This is a genomic window from Marivirga aurantiaca (assembly GCF_016679925.1).
Lineage (GTDB): Bacteria > Bacteroidota > Bacteroidia > Cytophagales > Cyclobacteriaceae > Marivirga > Marivirga aurantiaca.
The window spans coordinates 715,625-737,866 of record NZ_JAEQBW010000001.1 but is presented as its reverse complement, the minus strand read 5'-3'; the positions used below and the strand labels follow the sequence as shown (position 1 = coordinate 737,866).

General features: G+C 36.2%; 18 protein-coding genes. 15 read left to right on the top strand and 3 right to left on the bottom strand.

Annotated elements, in window-relative coordinates; all coding sequences use genetic code 11:
* The 5 genes from rsmG to JKA74_RS03170 all read left to right on the top strand — a co-directional run bounded on the left by rsmG (position 1) and on the right by JKA74_RS03170 (position 5,537).
* Positions 1–624 carry a 16S rRNA (guanine(527)-N(7))-methyltransferase RsmG gene (rsmG, locus tag JKA74_RS03190; RefSeq protein ID WP_201429708.1) on the top strand — a complete coding sequence of 208 codons (624 nt, stop codon included), beginning with the start codon at positions 1–3 and terminating at the stop codon, positions 622–624.
* Between the two features lie 9 nt (positions 625–633).
* A complete protein-coding gene (locus tag JKA74_RS03185) occupies positions 634–1,377 on the top strand; it encodes a hypothetical protein (protein ID WP_201429707.1) in 744 nt (247 codons plus the stop codon).
* A gap of 143 nt (positions 1,378–1,520) precedes the next feature.
* Positions 1,521–3,155: a CTP synthase gene (locus JKA74_RS03180; RefSeq protein ID WP_201429706.1), complete on the top strand. Its 1,635-nt coding sequence runs from the start codon at positions 1,521–1,523 to the stop codon at positions 3,153–3,155.
* 10 nt (positions 3,156–3,165) lie between these two features.
* Entirely contained in the window at positions 3,166–5,019 is a 1,854-nt protein-coding gene (gene yidC / locus JKA74_RS03175; RefSeq protein ID WP_201429705.1) for a membrane protein insertase YidC, read from the top strand.
* A gap of 92 nt (positions 5,020–5,111) precedes the next feature.
* The gene (locus JKA74_RS03170) at positions 5,112–5,537 is read left to right on the top strand and encodes a hypothetical protein (RefSeq protein WP_201429704.1); all 426 of its coding nucleotides are present in this window, start codon (positions 5,112–5,114) and stop codon (positions 5,535–5,537) included.
* A gap of 114 nt (positions 5,538–5,651) precedes the next feature.
* Here JKA74_RS03170 and JKA74_RS03165 read toward each other — a convergent pair whose 3' ends face one another.
* Both JKA74_RS03165 and ppk1 read right to left on the bottom strand, forming a co-directional pair.
* Positions 5,652–7,538 carry a DUF4139 domain-containing protein gene (locus JKA74_RS03165; RefSeq protein WP_201429703.1) on the bottom strand — a complete coding sequence of 629 codons (1,887 nt, stop codon included), beginning with the start codon at positions 7,536–7,538 and terminating at the stop codon, positions 5,652–5,654.
* Between the two features lie 49 nt (positions 7,539–7,587).
* A complete protein-coding gene (gene ppk1, locus JKA74_RS03160; protein WP_201429702.1) occupies positions 7,588–9,702 on the bottom strand; it encodes a polyphosphate kinase 1 in 2,115 nt (704 codons plus the stop codon).
* A gap of 123 nt (positions 9,703–9,825) precedes the next feature.
* On the opposite strand from ppk1, the gene JKA74_RS03155 reads away from it, so the two are divergent.
* The 8 genes from JKA74_RS03155 (at position 9,826) to JKA74_RS03120 (ending at position 17,935) form a co-directional block, all read left to right on the top strand.
* A complete protein-coding gene (locus JKA74_RS03155; protein WP_201429701.1) occupies positions 9,826–10,173 on the top strand; it encodes a PadR family transcriptional regulator in 348 nt (115 codons plus the stop codon).
* Positions 10,170–10,787, top strand: a complete 618-nt coding sequence (locus tag JKA74_RS03150) for an MFS transporter (protein WP_201429700.1) — start codon at positions 10,170–10,172, stop codon at positions 10,785–10,787. Before JKA74_RS03155 ends, JKA74_RS03150 begins: the two co-directional genes overlap by 4 nt.
* A gap of 12 nt (positions 10,788–10,799) precedes the next feature.
* The gene (locus JKA74_RS03145) at positions 10,800–11,171 is read left to right on the top strand and encodes a hypothetical protein (protein WP_201429699.1); all 372 of its coding nucleotides are present in this window, start codon (positions 10,800–10,802) and stop codon (positions 11,169–11,171) included.
* Positions 11,168–11,644: a GNAT family N-acetyltransferase gene (locus JKA74_RS03140; protein WP_201429698.1), complete on the top strand. Its 477-nt coding sequence runs from the start codon at positions 11,168–11,170 to the stop codon at positions 11,642–11,644. Before JKA74_RS03145 ends, JKA74_RS03140 begins: the two co-directional genes overlap by 4 nt.
* A 19-nt stretch (positions 11,645–11,663) precedes the next feature.
* Positions 11,664–12,638: an alpha/beta hydrolase family protein gene (locus JKA74_RS03135; protein WP_201429697.1), complete on the top strand. Its 975-nt coding sequence runs from the start codon at positions 11,664–11,666 to the stop codon at positions 12,636–12,638.
* A gap of 300 nt (positions 12,639–12,938) precedes the next feature.
* Positions 12,939–13,508, top strand: a complete 570-nt coding sequence (locus tag JKA74_RS03130; protein WP_201429696.1) for an RNA polymerase sigma factor — start codon at positions 12,939–12,941, stop codon at positions 13,506–13,508.
* Between the two features lie 130 nt (positions 13,509–13,638).
* Positions 13,639–14,826 carry a FecR domain-containing protein gene (locus tag JKA74_RS03125; protein WP_201429695.1) on the top strand — a complete coding sequence of 396 codons (1,188 nt, stop codon included), beginning with the start codon at positions 13,639–13,641 and terminating at the stop codon, positions 14,824–14,826.
* A gap of 76 nt (positions 14,827–14,902) precedes the next feature.
* Complete coding sequence (locus JKA74_RS03120; RefSeq protein WP_201429694.1) at positions 14,903–17,935, top strand: TonB-dependent receptor; 3,033 nt, start codon at positions 14,903–14,905, stop codon at positions 17,933–17,935.
* Between the two features lie 113 nt (positions 17,936–18,048).
* Here JKA74_RS03120 and JKA74_RS03115 read toward each other — a convergent pair whose 3' ends face one another.
* Positions 18,049–19,860, bottom strand: a complete 1,812-nt coding sequence (locus JKA74_RS03115) for a hypothetical protein (protein ID WP_201429693.1) — start codon at positions 19,858–19,860, stop codon at positions 18,049–18,051.
* A gap of 417 nt (positions 19,861–20,277) precedes the next feature.
* Here JKA74_RS03115 and JKA74_RS03110 point away from each other — a divergent pair, with 417 nt between their 5' ends.
* Positions 20,278–20,730: a c-type cytochrome gene (locus tag JKA74_RS03110; RefSeq protein ID WP_201429692.1), complete on the top strand. Its 453-nt coding sequence runs from the start codon at positions 20,278–20,280 to the stop codon at positions 20,728–20,730.
* A gap of 36 nt (positions 20,731–20,766) precedes the next feature.
* On the top strand, positions 20,767–22,149 hold the full coding sequence (locus JKA74_RS03105; RefSeq protein WP_201429691.1) for a cbb3-type cytochrome c oxidase subunit I: 1,383 nt from the start codon (positions 20,767–20,769) through the stop codon (positions 22,147–22,149).
* The last annotated feature ends 93 nt before the right edge of the window (positions 22,150–22,242 follow it).

Sequence of the window (22,242 nt, the reverse complement as noted above, 5' to 3'; positions counted from 1 at the left end):
ATGGACAACAGCGATATTATTGAGAAGTATTTCCAGGATTTATCGGAAGTACAAAAAAATCAATTGCAAGCATTGGGGCCGTTGTACGAAGAGTGGAATGAAAAGATCAATGTTATTTCCAGAAAAGATATTGAGCATTTTTATGAACGCCATGTCTTACATGCGCTGGCAATAGCCAGGTTTATGGACTTGAGTGACAAAAAAATTCTTGATGTGGGTACAGGAGGTGGTTTTCCGGGCGTACCCCTTGCTATTCTATTCCCTACAGCTAAATTCACCCTGGTGGATTCCATTGGTAAAAAAATAACAGTTGTAAAAGAAGTAAGCAAAAGCCTTGGGCTGGAGAATATTACTTCATTACACCAACGGGCTGAAAAAGTAAAAGGAACCTTTGATATAGTAGTAAGTCGTGCTGTAACCCGAATGAATAACTTCATCCCCTGGGTACAGCAAAAAATAGTTGCAAAAACACCTACAGGAGAAGCAGCCATATTGGCACTTAAAGGTGGCGATTTAGATGAGGAAATGAAAGAAATTAAAAGACCTTACCAGGAAATTTCTCTTTCCGATTATTTTAAAGAAGATTTTTTTGAAACTAAAAAATTGATTTATATTCCTTTTTGACAAATCGTTATGAAATTTTTAAAGTGGCTATTTATAATATTGGTTTCCCTGACAATAGTGGGGTATATTGCTTATTTAGTTATTGACAAGCCATTGCCAGAAGGGCAAAAAGGTGAAAAAGCTGAGGCATTGGCAGATAAAATTTTAGATGCAGTAAATGATTCTGCCTGGCAAGCTACTGATGTTGTTAGCTGGGATTTCAAAGGAGAACATCAACACGTTTGGGATAAAAACAGGCACTATGCCCAGGTGGTTTGGGATGATTATGAGGTTTTTATCAATTTAAATAATATTACTGGAAAAGCCATTGTAAAAGGCAAGCTACTTCGGGATTCCGCAGCAACTGTAGAATTTGTCAAGGATGCCTATGAATACTGGGCCAATGATTCTTTTTGGCTTAACCCAATCACTAAAATCAGGGATTCTGGTACGGAAAGGTATTATGTTGAAACAGAAAATGAAGAAACAGAGGCCCTACTTGTAAAATATACTTCTGGCGGAGTTACACCGGGAGATTCCTATCTTTGGGTGGTAGATAAAACCACCTGGCTACCCCGATCCGTTAAAATGTGGGTGCAGATTATTCCTGTGGGGGGCGTGGAATTCAGTTGGGAAAACTGGATAAAAACAGAGACTGGTGCATTGGTAGCCAGCGAGCATCAGGGATTAATCAAGGTTAATATTAATAATATCCATACTTATAAAACCATCAATGAGTTTGAAAAAGGGGATATTTTCAAAATTTTAGAATAAAAACATTACAAATCGTTAATTAATAGTGGTTTGATCATTTATGGAAATAATACATTCATATTTATTCATATTAATGACTCATTTTTCAATTGCTTCTTTTACCTTTGTATCCCATAAGTACTAAGGCGACTTGAACAAATCTTATGGCATCTCAAAAAACAACAAAATACATCTTCATTACCGGAGGTGTTACTTCATCATTAGGTAAAGGGATAATTGCAGCTTCATTGGCAAAACTTTTGCAGGCACGCGGTTTCTCTGTAACCATCCAAAAATTAGACCCCTATATCAATATTGATCCGGGTACTTTAAATCCATACGAGCATGGGGAATGCTTCGTTACTGACGATGGAGCTGAAACAGATTTGGATTTAGGCCATTATGAAAGATTTCTTAATATCAGTACTTCACAAGCCAATAATGTAACTACCGGCAGAATTTATCATAACGTAATTACTAAAGAACGTGAAGGTGCCTATTTGGGTAAAACGGTTCAGGTAATTCCTCACATCACAGATGAAATCAAAAGGAATATCTATGCTGTAGCTGAAAAGGAAGAGTATGATATTGTGATTACTGAAATAGGCGGGTGTATTGGAGATATTGAATCCTTGCCTTTTATTGAGGCCATAAGACAAGTAAAATGGGATGTTGGCCATAATAATTTTTTGGTCATCAATTTAACCTTGGTGCCTTATTTGAAAGCTGCCGGAGAGCTTAAAACCAAACCTACCCAGCATGCTGTAAAGCAACTGCTTGAGTCAGGAGTGCAACCCGATATTTTGGTTTGCCGAACAGAGCATAAATTACCTCACGAAATCAGAAAGAAAATAGCCCTATTCTGTAACGTTCATGTAAGTTCTGTCATTGAAGCAATGGATGCTGAATCTATTTATGATGTGCCTTTGTTGATGCGAAAAGAGAAACTTGATGAAAGAGTTTTAGCCAAATTGAAACTCTCCCATAAAGTTGAACCTGAACTTACCCAATGGAAAGAATTTCTGGGGAGGTTAAAAAACCCTCTGTCTGAAGTGAATATTGCTTTGGTAGGGAAATATATTGAATTACCTGATGCCTATAAATCCATTACAGAATCATTTATCCATGCCGGGGCACAAAACGAAACAAAAGTTAACTTAAAGTGGATCCATTCGGAAGATGTAAATGATGAAAATGTAGCAGAATTATTTTCAAATATGCATGGAGTATTGGTAGCCCCAGGTTTTGGTGAACGTGGTATTGAAGGGAAAATTGCTGCTATTAAATATGTGAGGGAAAATAAAATTCCCTTTTTCGGGATTTGTTTAGGTATGCAATGTGCTGTAACAGAATTTGCCAGAAACGTACTTGGACTAAAGGATGCCGCCTCTATAGAGACTAATGAAAAGACAAAGCATCCGGTGATTGCCTTAATGGAAGATCAGAAAAACATTACTTTGAAAGGGGGCACTATGCGGTTAGGCTCCTACCCTTGCGAGCTCAAAAAAAATACAAAAGCCTACCAGGCTTATGGAAAAACCAAAATTAATGAGCGACATAGGCACAGATACGAATTTAATAACAGATATTTGCAACAATTTGAAAAAGGGGGCATGGTTGCAAGTGGTATCAATCCTGATTCTCAATTGGTGGAAATCATTGAGATTCCAGATCATCCATGGTTTGTGGGTTCCCAATTTCACCCTGAATTAAAAAGTACAGTACTCAATCCACATCCTTTGTTTGTGAGGTTTGTGAAAGCTAGTTTAGAGCATAAAATTTTATCTGAATCGAATTAATATAATATAAATGGAAAAAAATCAAGCAACGGGACTTATCCTTATTTCAATATTATTAATTGCCTATTTCTGGTTTTTTGCAGATGCACCAGGCCCTGTAGTCGATGAAACCAATGATCAAACGGAACAAGTAGAATCTCCTGAATCTCGGGATACATCAACATTGGGCAACAATGACGGAAGTAGGGCGGAAAATTTGGAAAGTGATTCACTGATCAATGAGTCTCTGAAATCAAAATATGGTGTTTTTGCCTCTGCGGCCAATGGTACATCTGAATTAATCACTTTTAATACAGATGTTATTGAAATAACCTTTGACAAAAAGGGAGGGATCATCAGCCAATTGGAATTAAAGAATTTTGAAACCTACGATGGTCAACCATTGGTTTTGGCAGAGGAAAGTTTGGATCAACAACAATTAATAGTGAATGCCGCTGTTGGCGCAGTGGATCTTTACGAATTGAATTATGAATTAGTAGAAAAACCAAACTCCATCCTAAAAGCAGGTGATACCTCCAGAGTTGTATTTAAGGCTGATTTTGGTAATGGAAGAAGCATTGAACAAATTTATACACTTTCCGGATCGCACTATGAAGTAGGTTATGAACTTGCGTTAAATGGATTTCAAAATGAAATAATCGGTGAAAATTTCACTCTTATCTGGAATAAAAAGATGCGTAAGTTCGAAAAAGATCTTACAGAAAGCAGAAGAAAGGCTACCATCAACTACTATTCGGTAGAAGACGGTATGGACTATTTGAGTGAAAGTGCTGATACAGATGAGGAAATTTTAACTGAGCCCATTCAATGGTTCTCTTTTAAGCAAAATTTCTTTAACTCAGCTCTAATTACTGATATTCCTATGCAGCGAGCGCATGCGAAGGTTTCCCAGGAAGGTTTATCAGATGAGTTTGTGAAAGACGGGGAAATGAAAGTTGAAATTGCTCTTTCGGAAGTAAAAGACAAAAAAGGAGAATTTAAATTTTATTACGGACCTAACAATTACAAAATACTTCAAACTGTTGCTGCAGATTTTGAAGAAAACATTTACTTAGGGTGGTTTCCAATTAGTTTAGTCAATAAATACGTAATTATCAATGTATTTCATGTACTGGAGAAATACATTAGTAACTATGGGATCATCATTATCATTCTTGTATTTCTTATTAAGTTGGCATTATCTCCACTTTCCTATAAGTCATACGTATCGATGGCAAAAACCAAGGTACTAAAACCACAACTGGATGAAATAAAAGAAAAACATGGTGGAGATATGCAAAAAGCTCAGGCGGAACAGATGCAGCTTTACCAAAAAGTGGGGGTGAATCCGCTTTCAGGCTGTATTCCATTATTACTTCAAATGCCCATTCTATTTGCTATGTTCTATTTCTTCCCTAGTTCTATAGAGTTAAGGCAGGAGGCATTTTTATGGGCCAATGATTTATCTACTTATGATAGCATTGCTACTTTACCTTTCACTATTCCTTTTTATGGTAACCATGTCAGTCTTTTTACCATATTAATGACGCTCTCCACTTTATTGATCACATGGTCTCAGGGGCAGGTTAGTTCGGTACAGGGACCAATGAAGAATATTCAGTATATTATGCCTGTGGTATTTATGTTTGTGTTGAACAGTTTTGCCGCTGCATTGAGTTTCTATTATTTTGTAGCCAACATTATTACTTATGGACAACAGGCTTTAATCAGGAAAATGATTGATGAAGATAAAATCAAGCAAATACTGGAAGAAAACAAGAAGAAGAATGTGAATAAAAAGACCTCCAAATTTCAGCAGAGATTACAGGAAGCAATGAAAGCTAGTGAGGAAGCTAAAAAAAACAAGTCCAAAAAAAGTAAATAAATACCATATTTTGCTTATACGAAAAGAATCAAAATTCACTTTGGAGTTTTGATTCTTTTCTTTTTATACTAAATTAAGACAAAATATCATTTATGAGACTTTATACTCACCCAAAATTGAGAATCACCATAGAGGAAATTAGGGGGATGCCTTATATTAAAGAAGTATGGAGGGGAATCTTCAACCCGATTGTTTTTAGGGATTTGATTGGCAACTCTCTGGAAATTTATAAGACAGAGCTTCCCAAAATTAAAATGGAGGATCAAACCAAATTTTTATTGTTTGCAGACACCAAAGAGTTGGAGCTTATAAGAAATGAAGATATTACCTGGCTCAATGAGGAAATCAATCCTAAATATGAGCAATTGGGGTTTACGCACCAGGCAGTAATTGCACCCATTTCCCAGTTTGCTTCCAATAAAGTGGATGATTATCATACCGATGACGATAATTTACCTTTCGTCACCAAAATATTCAAAGAAGATAGTCTTGCCATGAAATGGTTCCTGAATTGTTAATGATGGATAATCATTAATCCAGTAATCGAGAGGTTACTTTAATCCACAATCCATTGTGACAAGTGAAAATTGGCGTGTTTTTACCAACTATTTTTGACCACTAAATCTAAAAAATTATTCCAAAATCAGTTGTTCGTTTTTAGGGTACTTCACTTCATATTGTAGTTTAAGTTCCTGTTGCTTTTGAGGTGCTAACTTCAATTCCCAGCTAATCTCCCCGGTTTTATCTTCTAGTTTTCCTCCGGAAATATCGGTAGCAATAACTTCTATATTGCTATTCGCTGAAACAGGCACCTGATCAAATAATATCAATTTCACTGCCTGGCTTTTCTTATTACGTACAGTAATGTTAAATCCTACATTCTCTGTTTGATTAGAGCCAATAAACCTTCTTTTGGTAAATTCATCAACTTTCTCTCTATTAATCATTATGCTTTTGTCTCTACCTAACGAAATATCCAATGTATCTGAAAGTATATTGGCATCAAGGATAGTTCTTCCTACATAGCCTCCTTCAAAGAAAAGGTTGGCCTCTCCTTCCAAAAGGTTAAACTGTTCCCAGTTAATGATTCTAGCCATCAGGAATGCATTCTTATCCAGCTTTGGCACTGCATAATACTCGTAGATAGCTTCCACGTTTATATCCTTCAAATCAACGGTAAGGGCTTCCCAATTAGTCTTGATGGTATAAGGTTCTTCCACCTCAAACTCCACACTTTTCTGATTTTCAATAGTTCGAGTTGTAATGGTTTCAGCTTTCTTTAGTGATGATACACCTCTTAATTTAACTTCACGAGAAGACTGACTCGCACTATATCCATATCCTGTAACCACTACTTCCGATAATTGCTGAACATCCGGCCTTAGCCAGACATTGATTTGGGGAGAGTTAATAGGTAATTCCTTAGTTTCCATTCCAATAAAAGAAATCACTAATTGTTGGGCATTTTGAGGTAAGGTTAAGCTATACCTGCCACTCAAATCGGTAGTTGTACCAATATTAGAGCTTTTAACCATCACATTGGCTCCTGGAAGGGGTTCTCCTGTTTCTTCATCAGTTACTATCCCATAAACATCACCAATATTATTGGAAAAATTTTCATCCATGATCTTTTGCCGGAAATGGGTATTCCTGTTGAAATTCAAAAGCCACGGCTCAAGTTTTGGCACCAAATTTCCTTTGTTAGGCTCGGTATTTGAAAATTTCAACCTCACATTATCCCAATCAACACCAGTATTTTGATACACACTGGCTTTATAGCTAATATTAACTGGACTCTCTACATCAGTTACTTTCACATCATATTTAGGATACCAACCTGCATTTTGCACAAAATAGGAAATGGTAAAATTTGCCTGAACCTTTTTAACGGACTCTACCTGAATTACTATTTCACTTGAAGGGAAATCTTTTTGCTTCTTTACGGAATTAACCTGACTCTGCAGCTTTTGTTTTTCTTGCTCCAGGAGTTCCCTTTCCAGATAAATCTTAAGTTCTTCTGATTTAATGGCTGTTAATTCCTTATCATAAAATTCAATTGCTTGCTTCAGTTGTTGCAGGGAATTGGTGTTCCCTTTCAATTCCTTATTTTGATCAAGCACACTTTGCTTTTCTTTTAACACCTCTAACCTTGCTGCTTGATTGGATAGCTTTTTTTCAAGTATATCAATTCTGCCAGTAAGGCTATCTATTTGTTTATCCTTGCTCAGTTCATTCAAATAATTGAATTTCCTGTTGACAGATAATATCGTAAAATCCCCCTCTCCTTTCACTTGAATACTTTTATCATCCAAATGTGGGGACAGCGACTTCATGACGATACTTGATTTTCCTGCTTCAATAGTAGTTGCTCCAGATCTGAAAACCTGAGCTCCTTGAAGGAAAACAGTTGCTTCTTTGATCTCCGTCTTCATGGTTACATTTAAAGGTACCTGCCCAAAAAGTAAGGGTTGAAGGAACAGCACGAAAAAAGAGCTAATGAGCGTTGTTTTGATATTCATAAGTTGTGTTTAACTGAATTTATTTACGGGCCATTTCTCCCATTATTATTCAAAATAGTTTTACGTCCTCAATGATTTCAGGAGTGAGCTTATAAAATTCCTTATGTATGTTGAACGGCTCCACATCTTTGTTTTTCTTAAGAGAATAACTGCCATCCTCATTCATTATGTAGGAGTTTACATTATCTCTCAGGTTATACCGGAGGATATTCATTACTTGTTTCTTCAATGTTTCATCTACAATCAGAAAAAGAGATTCCAAACGTCTTTCAAACGACCGCACCATCATATCAGCACTACCACCATACACTTTGGGTTCCCCATTATTGTGAAAATAATAAATCCTTGAATGCTCAAGGTAATTGCCTACAATAGAACAAACAGATATATTTTCGCTTAAGCCTATTCTGCCGGGTCTCAGGCAACAAATCCCCCTCACAATTAGCTTGATGGACACACCCGCCTGTGAAGCCGCATACAATTCATCAATGGCCTCTTTATCCTCCAATGAATTGATTTTAATGCATATCCCTGATGGCAAACCTTCCCTGGCGTTATTTGCTTCATTTCTAATCAGGGCAATCAGCTTATTACGCATATCCTTGGGCGCAGTAATCAATCGCTCGTATTCCTGAGGGTGACTATGTCCGGTAATTACATTGAAAAACTCAGAGATATCCTGAGCATACACTTCATCCGTGGTCATTAAGCCTATATCGGTATAGAGCCGGGCAGTTTCTTCATTGTAGTTACCACTTGCCATGTGTAAATAGCGTGTAACCTTCTCCCCTTCTTTGCGGACAATCATTAACAGCTTGGTATGGGTTTTAAACCTGCTAATACCATAAATCACAAAACAGCCGGCTTTTTGCAATCGTTTGGCTTCCCTGATATTGTTTTCTTCATCGAAACGTGCCTTCACCTCAAAAAGCACTGATACGTGGATACCATTTTCTGTTGCCTTCAATAAAGCATCCACAATCCTGGAATTTCTGGCCAATCTGTAAATAGTCAATTTAATAGAAAGCACCTTGGGATCATCCGAGGCTTTTTCTATCATATCCAAAACAGGTTCAATATTATTATAAGGATGATGTAAGAGGATATCCCTGTCTTTTAATATCTCGAAAATATTGTCAGAATCTGATTTGTGCTCCGGAAAGGTTAAAGGAGGAACCGGAGCCTGGGTTTCAGGTATTTTATCCTTAAACTCATTGTGTTTAATTACCTGCCAGAGAGCTGCATAATCCAATAAGGAGTTATCGCCAAATTTGAAAATATTGTCTTTGTCCATTTCCCATCTGTCGGAAAGGACTTTCATCATCCATTTGTCATAGTCTTTGTCTATCTCTATACGCACAACACGGCCTGTTTTACGTGTTTTAAGCTTTTTGCGCATTTCTTCCAGGAAATTAGCCTCTATATCATCGCTTTCTTCAAGTGTGAAATCCCCGTTTCTGGTAATTCTAAACATATTGACCGAAAGAATTTCGATGTTTCTGAAAAGTTGATCAATATTGGCCCTCACCAATTCTTCTATTGGAAGAAATAATATTTTTCCATCCCTCTCTATTTCAAAAAACCTCTGAATATTTTGAGGCATCTGAATAAAAGATAGTTTTTTATTATCTTTTTTATCTCCGTGGTTGCGGGTAACTACTGAAAAAATCAGTAATTTATTCATGAGTATGGGGAACGTATGATAGTTATCATACACCATTGGGGTAAGCATTGGAAAAATAATCTTGTCAAAGAAAGATCTGGCCCGCTTCATTTCCGACTCTTTTAAATCGCTCATTTTAACGATTTTAAAATCATTCTCTTCAAAAAGCGGTTCCAAAATCTCAGAAAAAAGCTTATTCTGTGATTTTACAAAATCCTGGCACTCAGTAAGTAGTTTTTTTCTGAAAGGTAATTCACGTAATCCGGAATAGTCTACACGCTCTCTGCCGTAGTCTATATAATTATATAAGGAGCCTACCCTGATCATGAAAAATTCATCCAGGTTAGAGGCAGTAATGGCCAGGAATTTTAATCTTTCAAATACATTCCTTTCTGTTTGCCGAGCCTGGTCCAATACCCTGTAGTTAAATTGGAGCCAACTCAAATCCCTACTAACTAAGTTACTTCTGTTTATTAAATCATTAATTCTATCTATTGCCATAACTCATTCGAAATAAGTTTCAATATATAAAAGCTTTAAATTATAAATAAACGGAATAGGTTATTTAAAAAAATATTTTACCATTTTAATTTGATATATCGGATTATGATGTATCTTTGTAATATGTATTCAAAAGAATTATTAAAAGGCACATTGGGAGTAATCATTCTGAAATTGCTTGAAGAGAATGATAGAATGTACGGTTATGAAATTTGCCAGAAAGTAAAGGAAATTTCTGAGGGAAAAATCTTGATCAAAGATGGCAGTCTCTATCCCACTCTTCACAAACTCCTTAGTGATGGCATTGTAACCATTGAAGAAGTGAGTATGGGTAAACGAATCAGGAAGTATTACAGGTTGACTCCCAAAGGGAAAACAGCTAAAAACGAAGTCATGGATGAGCTGGCAGATTTCATCTCCACTCTTCAGAAAATTGTATTTGACAGCAATAAACCATTTCCAGCGATATGATATCAGACGAGCATTTTGATTATATCAGCGATATGATTAATAGAAGTGCCATCAAAAACAAAGCACTTAGAGAGGATTTGATCGACCATTTTTGCTGCCTGGTGGAAATGAAAATGCAGGATGGCACTTCTTTCGAAGAAGCTTTCCAAAAGGCATACCAACAAACTACCCCCAATGGGTTTGAGGAAATTCAAAGAGAAACAGTTTTTTTACTAAATCATAAAAAAATAATTATCATGAAACAATTCACTTACATTACAGGCTATCTTTTTGCTTTATCTACAACAGCAGGAGCGTTTTTCAAGGTAATGCACTTACCCGGAGCAACAGTTTTATTGTTAGGCGGTATGCTTGGGATTTCATTTATCTTTCTACCACTCTTGTTAATCAATAAATTTAAAAACAAAGTTTTCTCTGTACTCTCCGAGAAATTGAAATGGGTTTTAGGAACATTAAGCCTGATGATCATTATAACTGCCAGTCTGTTTAAATTACTTCACCTTCAGGGAGCAGGTATTTTATTGGGAGTTGGGTTCCTAGTTTTTGGTATTGGTTTTTTACCATTCTTATTTTTCAGAATGTACCAATCAAGTCAGTCAGAGGTATCCAATTAAACAATCTCTAAAATGAAAAAAACAATATACTTATTGGCATGGATTTTCAGTTTTATATTCGTAACCGGGCTTTTATTCCTGATACTACGACTACCATACGCTATCAAACTGCTTTATATAGGAGAAACCGGTGCAGGCCTTTTGTGTTTCCCCATCATTCTATACTATAAGTGGAAAGAAAAGAAATTGGAACACAAACAACTTTTGTATCAATGGATTAGTGGCCAATCATTTTTGATCATCTTTGTACTTTCTACCTGGGCCAGGTTCATCAATGATTTTTTGGCAAACATATTATTTAGCGGTTCATTTTTCATTTTCGGATTCATATTTCTTCCACTACTTTTCCATAATATGTACAAGCAATCATTGTTGGAAATATGAACACCATCAATAGTTATACACTAGCAATAAAGAAAGCACACACAATTACACAAGCCATTATAGACTTTATGTTGCTGGCTGATCCTGACATAGATAAAGTTCAGGAATACATTGACAAGGCCACTATTTACATTGCCATCTATAAAGGAGAAACAGTAGGATGCTATGCACTTCTCGATTTAGCACAAAATGAATGGGAAATCAAAAATATTGCTGTAGCTGAAAATTACCAGGGAAAAGGAATAGGCACTTTATTGCTTCATGACGCCTTCAAAAAAGCAAAATCCAATCACATCAAAGAACTAACAATCTGTACCGGTAATTCAAGTTTGAGGCAATTGACACTCTACCGAAAATTAGGGTTTAAAATTGTTGCTACCGAGACAGATTATTTTGTCCGTCACTATAAGGAGCCCATCATGGAAAATGGAATCCAATACAGGAGTCTGATCATCCTTAAGAAATTCTTATAAACCCACTAAATATTTAATCATGACACATTTCAAGTTCAGTTCGTTACTTCTAATTTTTTTCTGCACAATTAGTTGCAATAGCCCAAAAGCACCTGAAAGTATAAGGAATACATTTGGAGAATTCAACGGAAGCAACATTTTACTGCATTCTGTAGACTATCAAAATGCACCTATTGCAAAAAGAATCAAGCATCATCCGGAAAATTACACTTACTTGGATCAGGTAGAAATTCATTCCATGGCTTATAATAGTGACAGCCTGATGATTTCCGGTTTTATGGTACAGCCTAAAAAACCCGGAAAATACCCTGTCATCATTTTCAACAGAGGTGGTAACCAGGAATTAGGTAGACTATTGATAGCCTCCGCAGTTGAAATAATGGCGCCATTTGCGGCTGAAGGCTTTGTTGTGGTGGCTTCTAATTACCGTGGTAATAGTGGCAGTGAGGGAAAAGAAGAATTTGGAGGAGCTGATGTCAATGATATTTTAAACCTCATCAAGCATTTGGGCGAAATCCCAAAAGCAGACACTGCCAATATCGCACTTTTGGGAATAAGCCGAGGTGGAATGATGAACTATTTAACACTTAAAAAATATCAGGGCAGTAATATTAAAGCTGTAGCAAGTATTGGAGGGGTTTCTGATTTGGGAGTTACTATGCAATATCATCCTGAAATTGAAGAAGTTTGTAAAGAATTAATCCCAGATTTTAATCAACAAAGGGAAGAATCCATCATTCAACGATCAGCCAATTACTGGCCCCAGCTATTGCCCAAGATCCCTTATCTAATCTTTCATAGTAAAACAGATAAACATGTTCACTTTTCTCAGGCTGAAATTCTTGCTGATAGTTTAAAAAAGCACCATTACTCAGTTGATTTTCATCTTTTTGAGGATGATACCCATGGGTTAACCGCCAATAGGGAATACGTAACAACAACCATTTTGAATGCATTTAGTGAGGCGACAGAAACGAAAAACAATAGTTTATAGTGCATTTATGGAGATGTGAATGTGGAGTGGTATTATGCATTCCACAGTCACAACCAATTCTGTATAAGTAACCCCTTATACTAACAACTTTGGATTATTAACGGTCTTGAGTATGATTTCAACATTAGTCTTCCATCAATAGCCCAGTTTTTCAAACCAACTAGTAAATATTGTGATAAATTATGCGATAAATCTTAAAATACTTTGTATTAAAACAATGTGCAGAGGTTTTACTAAATAATTTCTATTATTTTAAGCACCTTTTTACTAAATTGAATTAGTCTATCTTAAAAAATCAATTTGTCTGCGCAAACAGAATCATTAATTATCCAACAACTAAACCAAGGAAATCAAGTCGTTTTCGAGCAACTTTACTCTGAATATTATCCTAGGCTAGTAAGCTTTGCTAATGGTTATTTGTATGACTTAGATGAAAGTAAAGAACTGGTTCAGAATTTCTTTATAAATCTGTGGCTCAAAATTTCAGAATTCAAGATAGAAAGCTCTATACACTCCTATCTCTTTACTGCTATAAAAAACAGATGTTTAAATCATATTAAAAATCTAAACATTACAGATAGAAAAAAACTACAATATATTGAAGCTAATCTACAAAGCCAATTAGTAGTCACTCAAAATAGGCAATTACAAGAATTAGAGTTACAGCTAATGGTGGAAATAGAAAAGTTGCCCACTCAAATAAAAAATGTATTAGTTTTAAAATACTTTAAAGGGAATAAAAGGCACGAAATTGCCCAATTGCTAGGGATTTCCGAAAACACTGTTAAAACTCAACTACAACGAGGAAAAAAGAAACTGAAAAATGTACTAGATAAAAAAATCCTCAATCTGTTTCTAGCATTAATATAATGAAAAACAAGTAGCCAATACTGCTTTAAGCCAGAATCACATTATTTAATTTTATCAAAATACAAAAAATCCAAATATTTTGTCACCCATTTTCCTTAACACATTGTCACACTATTGACAAGAAAAGGAAATGGGAAATAAAAAAATAAAAATATCATTAGATTTTGAAATTATCTGGAAAAGTATTCACGGGAATTTAACTGATAATGAGCAATATCTTTTAGATAAATGGCTTGAAGAAGACCATGAAAATCGTGTTTACTACGCAAAGGCAAAAGAACATCTGGAACATAACAAAATTAAGTTGGTAAAAGCGGATGTACCAGCCTTAAGAAAAGCCTTAGCAATCAGAAAAGAGCCTTCTTTAAGAAAAAAGTTGGGGTTAGCGTTATTTATATCAGTAGCTGCTTCTTTGATACTCGTCTTTAGCTTTATTTCTTTTTTTAATGAAACAGATGATAAATTATTTCACTTAGAAGAAGCAAAACAAACTCCCATTTATCCAGAGCCTGGCAAACGGCAGGCTGTCCTTCATCTTGGAGGGGGAGAAAAAATACTTTTGGGAGAGCAATCGACCTCCAAACAAAAAATAGATGGGAAATTTAAAAAGTTTCTAAATCTCAATAAAGAATCGATAGAATACAAAAAAGGTGATTTCAACTCTGATAATCAACCATCAAATCAGCATCTATTGGAAGTCCAAACCGGAGGTGAATTTATGCTTATACTCTCAGATGGAACCAAAGTATGGATAAATTCAGAGTCAACTCTTAAATATCCAGCTAATTTTGGAACCGAGAGTCGCGTGGTAGAATTATCGGGAGAAGCATATTTCGAAGTAGCTCACGAAAACAACAGACCATTCCAGGTCATTACAGGAAATCAAACCATTAGGGTTTTAGGCACTTCATTTAATGTAACAAGCTACCCTAACGAAGAAACAACCTCTACCCTTTTGAAAGGTAAAATTCAAATTGAAACGGATAAAAACGATACCGCTATACTTTTCCCTGGCAATCAAGCTATCTATCACCCCAAAAAACAAGAGCTTTTTCAAAAGCAGGTGAATGTAGAGCATTTCATCGCCTGGAAAAACGGTTTGTTTTATTTTAAGGATCAGCCACTTGACCATATTATGGAAGTGCTTTCACGGTGGTATTCAATTGAAGTGGTTTATAAAAATCCAGAGAAAAAAAATATAAGATTTACCGGGACGCTAAAACGCTATAGTAGTTTCAAAGAAGTAATAAAATTAATTGAAATGACAGGTGACGTGAAATTTTATTTAAGTAGTAATAATAAAGTAATTATTGAATAAAAAAGGGAATGCGGCAACATTCCCTTCAAACTATTTAGTAATAAAACCAAATGTTTAACTCTAACTATACAAAACTATGAAATTATTTGACAAACTAATCGGCTGGAGACAGTTAAGAAATGTACTATTAATCATGAATTTAACAGGTATTCTGCTCTTTCTTTCTTTATTCTCTGTATCTGCAGGAGCCTTTTCGCAAGAACGCATCTCCATACAAAAAACAAATACCACAATAGATGAGCTTGTGGATGCAATAGAGAAACAAACTGATTATCAGTTTTTTTATAATTCCAGCTTGTCTAACCAGGTTGGCTCTATTGATATTGACATAAAGGATGCCACTATCACGGCTTTTCTCAAAGAACTTTCTTTAAGAACTCATTTGGAATATGGTATAAAAGACCAAATTGTTATTCTTAAAGAAGCCAAAAAAACAATTCAAAATACCGTTACAATTCGCCAAACCTTAAGTGGCACAATTAGAGATAGCAAAACCGGAGAAGCACTCATTGGAGCTTCTGTAGCTGTAAAAGGCACTTCCAAAGGAGCTGTGGTAGATGTAAATGGTAATTTTGATCTGGAATTAGAACCTGGAAAATATACTTTGGTTATTAGTTATATTGGTTATAAAACCAAAAAAATATCAATAGAAGTACTTCCAGGACAAAACAAAGAAATTGATATTACCCTTGATAAGGAAGTGAGCTCAATGGATTTGGTGACTGTTGTTGGTAGCCGTACAACTCCACGCACTACAATGGAATCGCCAGTACCCATTGACAATATCTCTGCCACTGAATTGAGCACAAGTGGTCAAAATGTATTGGATCAACAACTTATGTTCAAAGTACCATCCTATAATGCCACACAACAGCCCATTTCAGATGCGGCAGCTCATTTTAGTCCAGCTGGATTAAGAGGTTTATTGCCAAGTAGAACTTTAGTATTAGTAAATGGAAAAAGAAAAAATAGTTCCGCATTGGTTTACAGTTATGTTACTCCGGGACGGGGTGAAGTTGGTGTGGATATGAAAGCAATCCCAACAGCTGCGATTGATAGAGTAGAAATATTAAGAGATGGTGCAGCTGCTCAATATGGCTCTGATGCCGTGGCTGGTGTAATAAACCTTGTACTCAAAAAGAAATCTGACCCTTTTATAAATATGGGGTATAATGTTACTTCCGAAGGTGATGGTCAACAATATAATTTTGATACAGGGTTTGGGGTTGATATTTTGGACAAAGGATATGCCAATTTTACTTTTAGTTACATTGACCAGCAAAGAACGCAACGAGCAGGAGAAATTACCAGTTTAGAAGATGAAGCCAACTATTGGGGGGTGACAGAAACCTCTGACTACTCACTATCTGACTTAGATGGTTTTCTCACAAGAAACCCATCAGCTGGTTTTCAAGTTGGATTGCCAGATATGACCATCACAAGCTTTGCCTATAATACAGGCTACACACTTCGTGAAGAATCAAATACGGAAATATATTCATTTGGAACTTTAACAAATCGTACAGGATCAGCACCACAATTTGCAAGAGTGCCTTATTGGGTGCCGGGTTTTCAGGCTATTTATCCCAATCAGGAGTTCTTCTTAGCTGAAATGGCCCCACAAATTCTGGACAATACTTTTTCATTGGGTTTCAGAAGCGATTTCAATGATTGGAATTTTGATTTAAGCTCTACTTTAGGTAAAAACAGAATTGACTATTATATCATTAATTCATTTAACCAATCTTTTGCAGGAACAAGTCCTTCCAATTTTTATAATGGTGCTCATGAATTCAGTCATATAGTTAATAATTTGGATGTATCACGTGCTTTCAAACCAGCTGGAATAAAGGCGCTGACACTTGCATTTGGTGCTGAACATCGAACAGAAAATTTTAAAATTGAAGCTGGTGAATTTGCCTCTTATGGAGATGGAGGCTCACCAGATGCACAGGGCGACAGGACAGGTTCGGAATCTTTTCCTGGGTTTAAACCAGAAAATGCTTCTAATAATTACAGAAGTAATCTAGGATTTTATACTGAATTAACAACCGACATAACAGATGCCTTTTTGATTGGAGGAGCTACACGCTTCGAAAACTACAGTGATTTTGGCCAAAATATTTCCTGGAAATTAAACAGTAGGGTAAAGTTATATGAGGATAAAATTAATGTCAGAGCTTCTGTTAGCAATGGTTTTAGAGCACCTTCGCTGCATCAAATTTACTATACAGCTGTGACCACAACCTTAACAGAAAATGGTGTAGTTCAAAATGGTATATTAGAAAATGAAAATCCAGCCCTTCGTGCTTTAGGAATCCCAAGATTACAGGCTGAAACATCTTTTAATGTTGGTGCGGGCTTAACCTACAGGATTACAGATAATATAGGATTAACAGCAGATGTTTATCAAATAACTGTTGAAGATAGAATAGTTTTATCAGGACAGGTGACAGCAACAGGTGACCCAGCATCACCTATCGACCAGGTATTATCAGATGTGGGCGTAGGGTCTGCAGGTTTTTTTCTTAATGCCATTGATACTAAAACCCAAGGTTTGGACATTGTACTTACTTTTGATGACATTACAGCTGGTAAAGGATATTTTGAAGGAAGTATTTCTGCAAACTTTAATGAAACAACCGTAGAGTCTATTAATTTACCCAACTTTATTGTTGAAAATGACTTGGAAAACAATATTTTTTCAAGAGAAGATGTTTCAAGAATGGAAACCTGGAGACCTCAGGAAAAGGTAGTAGGAACCGTAACATATAATTTGGATAAGTTTTCTACTTCTCTTTCAAGTTTATATTATGGTGCTGTTACTTACTTGTCCAATAATGAGGTAGATGATGCAACCTACTCAGGTAAAACGATAGTCAACCTAAGCGTTTCTTATGAAATGAATGATAATGTTCAATTTACTTTGGGTGTAAATAATATAGCCAATGTATATCCAGATACTTTCAGTGAAGCCTACTCAGACAGGGAAGGACATCCCATAGATAGAAATTTAGACTTTGTAGGAAGGTTTAAATATCCATGGCAAACAACTCAGTTTGGTATAGATGGAAGACGATATTTTGCTGATATAAATTTCAGATTTTAATCATTTTATTAAAATTTAATTGTAAAAGAGAGCGCAGATATTGTGCTCTCTTTTTTTTAGTTTGTTCTCTAATTTAATGGTAATATTATTACACGTTTGAAATCATTACTAATTTAGGCCAAAACGGACATTTTTTGTAAAACATGATTTGTTTTGAGCTTATTTTCAAAATTATTCAGTTGTTCTATAAGGCTATTGATTCCCTGGGAAAGAAAGCTTTCCTTTTTAAGAAACAAAGATTTATAATAGTCAATACCCTCCAAGAGATTAACCTGAAAATTCTTTAAATATTTTACCTTTTTATTGTTAGGCTCTGACTTATACATATCAAGTTCTTTGAATAAATAATTAACGTAAAGCTCCAACTCCTTAATAAACATATGTGGCCGCAAGCCAGTATCAATTAAATTCAATCTACCATAAATATGGCTTATCATCTCTTTAAGGGAGATTTTCCCGCTAAAATAGGCTAGGTTAGGCCCGGGACAAACTGTTACTCCAGCCCCTTCTATTTTAGTATCCATATCATTCTCAAGAAAAAAAGGAGTAGATAAACCTCCGCAAAGGCATTCCTTCTCCATCAGCTCGTTATGTTCCTTTTGGTATTGCTGTTTGCTTAACCCTGCTTTTTCCATTTGAGCCAGTTTTAAATTGTGGTATTTAGTAGATGCCGTACAAATTGGTTTATCAGTAAACTCAGTATTCAGCTTTAGGAATTTTTTGGTGCAAGGGCTCCCTGTTTTTCCTTTTACATTGCTTTTCATCATTTCAACTTGCCGTGAGGAGCCTTTAATATTATTAAAAGGCACTCCCAAAGGAGAGGCCTGGCTCAGGTAAAAATCTTCTTCCTTGGCTTCAGATAATAAATTCCTGGTGGTTTCATCTATACTAACTGCTTCAGGGACCAACAAAAACGGACTTCCCCATCCAACAGAAGACAATTCATAATTCTGTAATAAAAAGTTATGTTCTTCGGAAGTTCCCACTCCACCTTGTGCTGTAATATGTAATTCCGGGGCTTGTTCACCTACCGTAAAACCTTTTTCTTCAAGTGCTGTTTTGTAGAGAGAAAATACAGAGGCTATCAATTCATCTTTATTCCTTTTAAACTCCTCCAAAATAGGACCCATCAGTTTTCCTTGTGTGGCAAATGCATGACCTCCACAATTTAAACCTGATTCCATACGATATTCTGATACCCATATTCCTTTTTTGGCCAAAAATTTCCCCTGAACAAGAGCCGATCTGTAGTCACTTACTTTAAGTATTATCTTCTTATTCAATTGCCCTTCTTTATCAGGATAGAAATCTTTTAAATTTTCAAAATAGCTATACAAGCGTGGATTCATACCAGCAGACAACACCACTGAAGAGGAGATTTTACTTTCCGCAAAACCTCTCAGTGAAGCGTGTCCATCATTGAATTTAGCCGCTAAAGGTTCAGCTCCTTTATAATTTACATTGTCCAGCTTGGTCATAATATTCACATCAATTTTTCCCGGCCTCAGATGTTCATTTAGCCATGCTTTTAAATCACTCATCTCATATTTTAGCCAAACCTTTTCAAGTTCCTTTTTCACTTTGGAACAATCAGGTAACATTTCACGAAAACTATTCATATAAGAAGCACTCTCTATCAGCCGGTTTTTGTGCAATTCAAACTTCTTCTGTACTATATCCTGCACCATATCAAGATAGGCCGTAATTCTTCTGGCACGGGCATCATCTTCATCTGCTTCAATGGGCGTAAATGAAAGATTGAATTTGCTGCTATAAAATTTCCTGACACGTTCAATAAGGATGTCATCTCCCAAAGACAACACGGAGGAAATCCCCAAATGTGCGAGTCTGATAGGTGTATCAATGGTATAAGCAAGTCCCATTACTGGAATATGGAATGAATGAAGGTTATTGTGGTAAGTCATGAAATGCGAATAATTTATCGATAAGTGTTATTTAGTGGGTCTCAGGAATAAAGACTTTCTTAAAGTCAAATGTAGGAGGATGAAGTAGCGTAAAATATGTGAAGGGTCATCTTTTAATATGATATTTATTGTGGTTTTATAAATCGCTATAGTATGCTTTCCAACAATTAGAATAGCTTGACAATACCCCTCCGAAAAAGGCTGACTTTTATCACTTTATAGAATGTATTATTGCAGTATTAAATCTAAAAAACCCACATAAATACACTTATAAGCACTTTCTAACTAAACTACTTCTTATCCCTCATGAAAATATTTTGTAATTTATTTTAAAATATAAGGGACAGGATTTACATTTGAGATAATAAAAGACATTTTTATCCTTTATTTACAAACATACACCTAAAGCAAATTGTCATGTTATCAAAATCACAAGCTCAAGCTTTTTTTCTCGGAGGTACACTGGTCACCTTCCTGATTTTTATTGGCTTAACAATCTATTCCATGATGCCGTCCAACGACCAGACAAACCATGAAAATATTACTGCGGAAGTAATACAAGGCAAGCACCTGTGGGAAACGAATAACTGCATGGGTTGCCATTCCATTATGGGCGAAGGCGGCTATTACGCGCCTGAGCTCACTAAAGTAGTGGAAAGAAAAGGTGAGCCTGTCATAAAGGCAATTCTGATGTCCCCGGTACCATGGGCCCCGAACGGAAGAAAAATGGTGGCCTACGAAATGAGCGAGGAAGATGCTGAGGCCATGATTGAATATTTTAAATGGATAGGAGAACTGGATCTCAATGGGTTTGACCATATGGTCTCTCCCCTGGCAAAAGACAGAATGGAAAAAATGAAGAACAAATAAATTGACAGTGATTTCTCTAACCTTAACAATAAAAAGATGAAATATAAATCCCAAAAAGTAGCTTACTGGTTTTTTGCCTTGTGTATGCTGCTGTTTTCCCTACAAATAGTGTACGGCTTTATTATGGGCTTTGCACGTATCGGTTTTGATGTATTACATGAATTTGCTCCGTTTAATACTGCACGTGCGGTCCATACCAATTTATTGGTACTTTGGTTGCTCAGTGGTTTTATGGGGGCAGCCTATTATATAATTCCGGAGGAAGCCCAACGAGAACTGGTGAGCGTAAAACTGGCTTATGTACAATTAATCTCCCTGGCATTGGTGGGAGTTGCCGCCATCACAGGTTATCATTTCAATATCTGGGAAGGGAGAAAATTTTTGGAAATCCCAAGGGAACTGGATTACCTGGTAGTAATTAATGTATTACTTTTCCTCGGTATAATCATTACCACCTTATATAAAGGTAAAAGAAGAACCACCACGGCCATGGTATTGGTGATGGGTTTACTCTTCGCTGCTTTATTGTACCTACCTGGTATGATCTGGTTCGACAGCCAGGTAACAGATTCATTTTTCCGCTGGTGGGTAGTCCATTTATGGGTAGAAGGTGTTTGGGAACTGATTATGGGTGGTATACTTGCTTTTCTTTTGATCAAACTGACCGGTGTGGACAGAGAAGTGATTGAAAAATGGCTGTATGTAATTGTAGGTTTAACTTTCCTTTCAGGTATTTTAGGTACAGGTCACCACTACTACTATATAGGAGTAAATAAAATCTGGATAATAGTTGGCGGTATTTTCTCTGCTCTGGAGCCTCTGGCATTTTTGGCAATGGCCTTATTTGCTGTGTATATGTACAGAAAAGGCGAAAAGAACCACCCCAACAAAATCGCTTTGTTCTGGACTATCGGAGCTTCCATCGTATCCTTTATAGGAGCAGGTTTATTAGGATTTGCCCATACGCTTCCGCAAACTAATATCTACACCCATGGTACTTTGGTTACTGCCATGCACGGCCACTATGCTTTCTGGGGAGCTTATGCAATGATTGTTCTGGCAATTATTAGTTACAGTATGCCTAATATGACGGGCAGGAAACGCTTTAACAATACTGCCGGCCATCTTGCTTTCTGGCTTTCCAATATCGGGATGCTGGGAATGGTTACAGCAATGGGAGTAGCAGGTGTAGTGCAGGTTTACCTGGAAAGAAAATTAAAGATGGACTTTATGGTCGTTCAGGATGAGGTAGTGGTTCACTTCGCAGTGATGTTGGTCTGCGCCACTATGTTTGCCACAGGCATAGGTATTTACATCTATGAATTCATAAAATTTGGCCGTCCAACAGATGAAGCCATGGAGAAAAATGAACTTGGTGTAAATAACGATGAACCGGTTAAACCACAATTGGTCAGTTAGTTGAATCGTGATGTAAAAGGCCGGAAATAGCTTTGGTTAGCTTATTAATTTTCATAGTTAAGATGATTTCCGGCCACATCACTTTTTAATGAC

What these genes read in the sequence shown, in the direction of transcription:
- JKA74_RS03170 (WP_201429704.1), top strand. Translation starts at nt 5,112, where the DNA reads ATGAGACTTTATACTCACCCAAAATTGAGAATCACCATAGAGGAAATT.
- JKA74_RS03155 (WP_201429701.1), top strand. Translation starts at nt 9,826, where the DNA reads ATGTATTCAAAAGAATTATTAAAAGGCACATTGGGAGTAATCATTCTG.
- JKA74_RS03165 (WP_201429703.1), bottom strand. Translation starts at nt 7,538, where the DNA reads ATGAATATCAAAACAACGCTCATTAGCTCTTTTTTCGTGCTGTTCCTT.
- JKA74_RS03180 (WP_201429706.1), top strand. Translation starts at nt 1,521, where the DNA reads ATGGCATCTCAAAAAACAACAAAATACATCTTCATTACCGGAGGTGTT.
- JKA74_RS03125 (WP_201429695.1), top strand. Translation starts at nt 13,639, where the DNA reads ATGGGAAATAAAAAAATAAAAATATCATTAGATTTTGAAATTATCTGG.
- JKA74_RS03135 (WP_201429697.1), top strand. Translation starts at nt 11,664, where the DNA reads ATGACACATTTCAAGTTCAGTTCGTTACTTCTAATTTTTTTCTGCACA.
- JKA74_RS03185 (WP_201429707.1), top strand. Translation starts at nt 634, where the DNA reads ATGAAATTTTTAAAGTGGCTATTTATAATATTGGTTTCCCTGACAATA.
- JKA74_RS03150 (WP_201429700.1), top strand. Translation starts at nt 10,170, where the DNA reads ATGATATCAGACGAGCATTTTGATTATATCAGCGATATGATTAATAGA.
- JKA74_RS03145 (WP_201429699.1), top strand. Translation starts at nt 10,800, where the DNA reads ATGAAAAAAACAATATACTTATTGGCATGGATTTTCAGTTTTATATTC.
- JKA74_RS03105 (WP_201429691.1), top strand. Translation starts at nt 20,767, where the DNA reads ATGAAATATAAATCCCAAAAAGTAGCTTACTGGTTTTTTGCCTTGTGT.
- yidC (WP_201429705.1), top strand. Translation starts at nt 3,166, where the DNA reads ATGGAAAAAAATCAAGCAACGGGACTTATCCTTATTTCAATATTATTA.
- JKA74_RS03110 (WP_201429692.1), top strand. Translation starts at nt 20,278, where the DNA reads ATGTTATCAAAATCACAAGCTCAAGCTTTTTTTCTCGGAGGTACACTG.
- ppk1 (WP_201429702.1), bottom strand. Translation starts at nt 9,702, where the DNA reads ATGGCAATAGATAGAATTAATGATTTAATAAACAGAAGTAACTTAGTT.
- rsmG (WP_201429708.1), top strand. Translation starts at nt 1, where the DNA reads ATGGACAACAGCGATATTATTGAGAAGTATTTCCAGGATTTATCGGAA.
- JKA74_RS03140 (WP_201429698.1), top strand. Translation starts at nt 11,168, where the DNA reads ATGAACACCATCAATAGTTATACACTAGCAATAAAGAAAGCACACACA.
- JKA74_RS03115 (WP_201429693.1), bottom strand. Translation starts at nt 19,860, where the DNA reads ATGACTTACCACAATAACCTTCATTCATTCCATATTCCAGTAATGGGA.
- JKA74_RS03120 (WP_201429694.1), top strand. Translation starts at nt 14,903, where the DNA reads ATGAAATTATTTGACAAACTAATCGGCTGGAGACAGTTAAGAAATGTA.